Annotated in this window: 7 protein-coding genes, 1 tRNA gene and 1 pseudogene; 6 read left to right on the top strand and 3 right to left on the bottom strand. The window is 72.3% G+C overall.

The window, feature by feature from the left end:
• Positions 1-570, bottom strand: a pseudogene (locus GSF22_RS29700) (hypothetical protein); the annotation flags it as partial.
• Positions 571-592: 22 nt separating this feature from the next.
• Positions 593-666: transfer RNA gene (locus tag GSF22_RS29705), tRNA-OTHER, on the bottom strand.
• Positions 667-915: 249 nt separating this feature from the next.
• Here GSF22_RS29705 and GSF22_RS35160 point away from each other — a divergent pair.
• The 6 genes from GSF22_RS35160 (at position 916) to GSF22_RS29730 (ending at position 5,267) form a co-directional block, all read left to right on the top strand.
• The gene (locus tag GSF22_RS35160) at positions 916-1,497 is read left to right on the top strand and encodes a cellulose binding domain-containing protein (RefSeq protein ID WP_244454366.1); all 582 of its coding nucleotides are present in this window, start codon (positions 916-918) and stop codon (positions 1,495-1,497) included.
• The gene (locus tag GSF22_RS35165) at positions 1,428-2,192 is read left to right on the top strand and encodes a glycoside hydrolase family 5 protein (RefSeq protein ID WP_244454367.1); all 765 of its coding nucleotides are present in this window, start codon (positions 1,428-1,430) and stop codon (positions 2,190-2,192) included. Before GSF22_RS35160 ends, GSF22_RS35165 begins: the two co-directional genes overlap by 70 nt.
• 62 nt (positions 2,193-2,254) lie before the next feature.
• The gene (locus GSF22_RS29715) at positions 2,255-2,662 is read left to right on the top strand and encodes a helix-turn-helix domain-containing protein (protein WP_208817228.1); all 408 of its coding nucleotides are present in this window, start codon (positions 2,255-2,257) and stop codon (positions 2,660-2,662) included.
• A gap of 35 nt (positions 2,663-2,697) precedes the next feature.
• Positions 2,698-3,117 (top strand): VOC family protein, encoded by a 420-nt coding sequence (locus tag GSF22_RS29720; protein ID WP_208817229.1) that lies wholly within the window; start codon positions 2,698-2,700, stop codon positions 3,115-3,117.
• Positions 3,118-3,234: 117 nt separating this feature from the next.
• Positions 3,235-4,263, top strand: coding sequence for an iron-containing redox enzyme family protein (locus GSF22_RS29725; RefSeq protein WP_208817230.1), 1,029 nt, complete (start codon positions 3,235-3,237; stop codon positions 4,261-4,263).
• Positions 4,263-5,267 (top strand): glycosyltransferase, encoded by a 1,005-nt coding sequence (locus GSF22_RS29730; RefSeq protein ID WP_208817231.1) that lies wholly within the window; start codon positions 4,263-4,265, stop codon positions 5,265-5,267. The genes GSF22_RS29725 and GSF22_RS29730 overlap by 1 nt, the downstream gene beginning before the upstream one ends.
• Here GSF22_RS29730 and GSF22_RS29735 read toward each other — a convergent pair.
• The gene (locus GSF22_RS29735; protein ID WP_208817232.1) at positions 5,242-5,544 is read right to left on the bottom strand and encodes a CDGSH iron-sulfur domain-containing protein; all 303 of its coding nucleotides are present in this window, start codon (positions 5,542-5,544) and stop codon (positions 5,242-5,244) included. The two genes, GSF22_RS29730 and GSF22_RS29735, sit on opposite strands and share 26 nt — an antisense overlap.
• Positions 5,545-5,727 lie beyond the last annotated feature (183 nt).

Consider the following 5,727-nt stretch of genomic DNA (forward strand, 5'->3'; position numbering starts at 1 on the left):
GTCCGACGCGGGCGGGGTGTCCGGCGGGTACGGCCGGCCGTCGGCGGTGTGCCAGGCGACCCGCTCCGGTGCCGCCCCGCACGCCCAGCGGCGGGCCGCTACCGCGTCCGCGTGCCAGCACCAGTCCGGCAGGTCGTACCAGTCCCGGGGGAGGCTGCCGAGGTCCTCGACCCGCAGCGTCAGGCGTTGGCGGGCCCGTTCGCCGTGCGGCAGGGTGGCCACCAGGACCGGGACACCCCGGCGGGCCGGGGTCGCCCACATCGGGGTCGCCTGCCGGGACAGCACCACCCGCAGCCGGGGCACCAGCGTGACGTCGTCCCTGCGGGGCAGGTACCGGCGCAGCAGGTCCGGCGCGAGGCCCACCAGGTCGGCCTCGATCCGGGCCGCCGCGTCGTGGCCGTACCGGGCGGCCACGTCCCGCAGGTCGACGTGCGCGTCGACGAGCCCGGCGGCACACACGCCCCGCCAGTCCCCGGCGGCGCGTCGGACGGCGACGGTGGCGACCATCGCGGGCGGGGCCGCGTACCCCAGCATCCGGAGGTAGCGCTCCCGGTCACGTCGACGTTCCACGGTCCATCCTGGAGGTTCGGGGAGCGGACCGACCGGAATCGAACTGGCGTCCTCCCAATTAAGGTCGGGCGCGACGACCTCTGCGCTACGGCCCGCCCGCGGACGAGTGTAGGGCGTCGTGCGACACGTGTTGCCAGGAGGTCGAGGACGACCCTAGGCTGCATGGGAGCGCTCCCGGGCTTGGGTCGGACACCGGCGTCACCGTCGTGACCGACCGACGGAGCGCACCGGGACCAGCGGCGACGGGGGCTGACGTCGCCCGTTCGCACTGCGCGCAGCGCATCCGCACCGCGTCCGTCGACGCATTCCCATGCCCGTACCCCCGAGCAGAAGTGAGACGACCTCATGGCACACATCCCGCGCCTGTCCCGGCGCAACCTGGTCGTGGCCGGCGCCATCGGTGCGCTGACCATGGGCACGTCGGTGGCCCTGCCGGCCGCCGACGCCACGGCAGCCACCGGCTGCGCCGTCACCTACACCACCAGCAGCTGGACCGGTGAGTTCACCGCCGCCATCACCATCAAGAACCTCGGTGACCCGGTCAACGGCTGGACTCTCGGCTTCACCTTCCCCGACTCCGGGCAGAAGGTGGGGCAGGGCTGGTCGGCCACGTACAGCCAGACCGGCAGCAGCGTCACCGCGAAGGACCTGGGCTACAACGCCTCGCTCACCACCGGCGCCAGCACCAGCATCGGCTTCAACGGCACCTGGACCACCAGCAACCCCGCGCCGACGTCGTTCACGCTGAACGGCACGGTCTGCACCGGCTCGACCACGCCCACCACGGCACCGCCGCCCACCACTGCTACAACGACGCCGCGCTCGACGCCCTCGCCGACGACTGGAGGTCCGACCTGCTGCGGGTCAGCATGTACGTCCAGGAGGACGGCTACGAGACCAACCCGACCATGTTCACCAACCGGGTGAACACCCTGGTCGACGAGGCCACCGAGCGCGGCATGTACGCGCTGGTCGACTTCCACACCCTGACCCCCGGTGACCCGATGTACAACCTGGACCGGGCCAAGACGTTCTTCGCCGCCGTGGCCGCCCGCAACGCGGGCAAGAACAACGTCATCTACGAGATCACCAACGAGCCCAACGGCGTCAGCTGGTCGACCATCAAGAACTACGCCGAGCAGGTCATCCCGGTGATCCGTGCCAGCGACCCGGACGCGGTGGTCATCGTCGGTACCCGGGGCTGGTCGTCGCTCGGGGTCTCCGAGGGCGGCAACTCCACCGAGGTCGTCAACAACCCGGTCAACGCCAGCAACATCATGTACGCGTTCCACTTCTACGCCGCCTCGCACCGGGACAACTACCGGGCCGAGCTGGAGCGGGCCGCCGCACGGCTGCCGGTGTTCGTCACCGAGTTCGGCACCGTGACCTACACCGGCGGCGGCGCGGTGGACACCGCCAGCAGCACCGCCTGGCTGGACCTGCTCGACCGGCTGAAGATCAGCTACGCGAACTGGACCTACTCCGACGCCGACGAGGGCAGCGCCGCGTTCCGCCCCGGCACCTGCTACGGCAGCACCTACGCCGGTACCGCCGTACTCACCGAGTCCGGCAACTTCATGCGCAACCGCATCCGTACCCCGGACAACTTCCCCACCAGCTGACCGCCCGACCGCTGTCGGCGCCCTGTCGGGACGGCAGGGCGCCGACGCCTATCCTGGCGGGCATGAGTCGCGCGGTGGAACAGTCGAACCGGGCGATGCTGCGGGCCCGGGACGCGATGGACCGCTCGTACGCCGAGCCGCTGGACATCCCCGCGCTGGCCCGCATCGCGCACGTCTCCGAGGCGCACTTCATCCGTACCTTCCGGGCCACCTTCGGGGAGACCCCGCACCGCTACCTCCAGCGTCGCCGGGTGGAACGGGCGATGTACCTGCTCGTGCAGAGCGACCTCGACGTCACCGACGTCTGCTACGCGGTCGGGTTCAGCAGCCTCGGCACGTTCAGCCGCACCTTCCGGCAGATCGTCGGCGAGTCGCCCAGCGGGTACCGCAGGAGCCGGACCCCGGCGGCCACCGACGCGGTACCGAACTGCTTCGCGAAGTCCTGGATGCGACCGAGCAGTTTTGGATAAGCAGCAGGTCAGAGCCCCCGCCTAGGGTGATCGACATGACGATTGACAAGATCACCCGCTCCCAGGTCTACGTGCTCGACCAGGACGAGGCCCTCGACTTCTACGTCGGCAAGCTCGGCATGGAGGTCAACACCGACCAGGACCTCGGCTTCATGCGCTGGTTGACGGTGAACGTCCCCGGCGACCCGGAGCGCGAGATCCTGCTGGAGAAGCCCGGCCCGCCGGCCATGGACCCGGCCACCGCCGAGCAGGTACGCGAACTGCTCACCAAGGGCGCGCTGGGCGGCGCGATCTTCCTGACCACCGACGACGCCCACAAGACGTACGAGGACCTGGTGGCCAAGGGCGTCGACATCACCGACGAGCCGGTGGACCGGCCGTACGGCATCGACTTCGGCATCCGGGACCCGTTCGGCAACCGGCTGCGGATCGGCCAGATGCACCCCCGCCCCTGACCGACGGCGGGACCGGCACCGGGGTCAGCGGGGCGGCGACCCGTCCGGTGGGCGGTTTAGCGCCCGCCGGACGGGGCACTTCAGGCCGACTCCCGACCGGACCGAGAGGAGACCGCGATGCGCCTGCCCACGTCCCGTGGTCCGGTCTCCGCCGCCCTGGTCGACACCCTGCGGCGCACCCCCGGCCCGCTGCCCGACGGCCTGCGGGACGCGGTCCGGGCCTGGGCGCGGCCCGACCCGGCCGACCCGGTGGAGGTCGTGCACGACGAGGACCTGCACCTGGTGCTGTTCGTCTGCTACGAGCTGCACTACCGGGGCTGGGACGGGGTCGACGACCGGTGGGAGTGGGAGCCGTCGCTGCTCGCGCTGCGCCGCGACGCGGAGAGCCGCTTCGAGCGGGCGCTGTCCGCCCTGGTCGGCCCGGTCCCGGCGCTGCGCCCCGAGGAGGTACCGCAGGCGCTGCTCGCGCTGGCCGCCGCCGACGACGGGCCGCCGCTGTCGACGACGGTACGACGGCAGGCGACGATCGCCCAGTTCCGCGAGTTCGTCACGCACCGGTCGGTGTACCACCTGCGGGAGGCCGACCCGCACACCTGGGCGATTCCCCGGCTCGGTGGTCTCGCCAAGGCGGCGCTGATCGAGATCCAGATCGACGAGTACGGCGGCGGCCAGTTGTCCCGGATGCACGCCCACCTGTTCCGGGACACCGCCCGGTGGCTCGGTCTGGACACCGGGTACGGCGCGCACGTCGACGCGGTGCCGGCGGTGACCCTGGCGGTGAACAACCTGATGTCCCTGTTCGGTCTGCACCGGCGCTGGCGGGGCGCGCTGCTCGGGCACCTGGCCGCCCTCGAGATGACCTCGTCCCTGCCGAACCGCCGGTACGGCGACGGACTGCGGCGGCTCGGTGGCCCGCCGGAGGCCACCCGCTTCTACGACGAGCACGTCGAGGCGGACGCCGTGCACGAGCAGATCGCCACGCACGACATGTGCGGGGCGTTCGCCGTCGCCGACCCGGAGGCCGCCGGGGACGTCTGGTTCGGGGCCGCCTGCTGTCTGGCCCTGGAGCGGCTGTTCGCCACCCACCTGCTGGACCGGTGGCAGGCCGGGGCCACGTCCCTGCGCGTCCTGGTGCCGGCCGGCTGATGGACCCGGAGCCCCCGTACCGGCGACGACCCGACCGTCCCGCCGACCTGTCGTACGTGCTGCCGCTGCGCTGGTCCGACGACACCGGGCTGGACGAGTTGACCGGCTACCTGCGGTGGCTCAGCCGACGGGCCGAGGTCACCGTGGTGGACGGCTCGGCCGCTCCCCTCTTCGCCCGGCACGCCCGGTCCTGGCGGCCGTACGTCCGGCACGTACCGCCCGACGCCCGGCTCACCTTCGCCAACGGCAAGGTCAGCGGGGTGACCACCGGCGTCCGGCTGGCCCGGCACGAGGCGGTGGTCATCGCCGACGACGACGTCCGCTACGACGACAGGGCACTGACCCGGATGCGCCGGCTGCTCGACACCGCCGACCTGGTCCGGCCGCAGAACTTCTTCCACCCGTTGCCCTGGCACGCCGCCTGGGACAGCGGCCGGACCCTGCTGAACCGGGCGTTCGGCGCCGACTACCCGGGGACCCTCGGGATCCGCCGGAGCGTCTTCCTGGCCATCGGTGGCTACGACGGCGACGTCCTGTTCGAGAACCTCGAACTGATCCGCACGGTCGGCTGCGCCGGTGGCGTGGAGCTGCGGGCGCACGACCTGTTCGTCCGACGGGTACCACCGGACGCCCGTCGGTTCTGGTCGCAACGGGTCCGGCAGGCGTACGACGACCTCGCCCAACCGGCGCGGATGCTGGTGTTCCTCGGTGTCGTACCCGCCGTGCTGGCGGCCCTGGCCCGGCGGCGCCCGGCAGCGCTGCTGGTCGGCGCGGCCGGTGTGGTGGCCGCCGCGGAGGTCGGCCGACGACGGGCGGGCGCCACCGCCGTCTACCCGGCCCACCTGCCGTTGCTGGCCCCCGTGTGGGTACTGGAGCGGGCGGTGTGCAGCTGGTTGGCGTTGGCGTTGCGGTACGGCCGGGGCGGGGTGCCCTACGCCGGTCGGCGACTGCGGACCGCCGCGCACAGCCGACGGCAGCTCAGACGGGCGGTCGTTCCCCACTGACGCTGCCGCGCGTCGGGTCCGGGTCGCCGACCTGTGTCGGGTGCAGCAGCGTCTCGCTGCGCTGGGGCACGCTGGCCGCCCGGAAGTCGAGCGCCTTGTGGGTGCCGTCGCAGAAGGGTTTGATCGCCGATCCGCCGCACCGGCACAGGGCGACCGTCCGTCGTCGCGCGTCGATCGTCTCCCCGCTCTGGGTCCGCAGTTCGAAGTCGCCGCGCAGCAGCAGCGGACCGTCCTCGTAGGTGGTGACGGTCGCGGCCGGCTGGTCCAGGTCAGGCATCGTCCAGGGATGCCCGGTGCCGTGCCGCCGAAACCTGTACCCGCGGTGTACACGTCACGAAGGGCCGGCCCGTGGTGGGCCGGCCCTTCGTGGTGTTCGGATGTGTCAGGCGGAGTAGCCGCGGGTGGCGGTCCAGTCGGCCAGGTCCTTGGCGGTGATCCAGTAGGAGGCCTGGTCGGGGTT

This window comes from Micromonospora echinofusca (assembly GCF_017614955.1).
Taxonomy (GTDB): domain Bacteria; phylum Actinomycetota; class Actinomycetes; order Mycobacteriales; family Micromonosporaceae; genus Micromonospora; species Micromonospora echinofusca_A.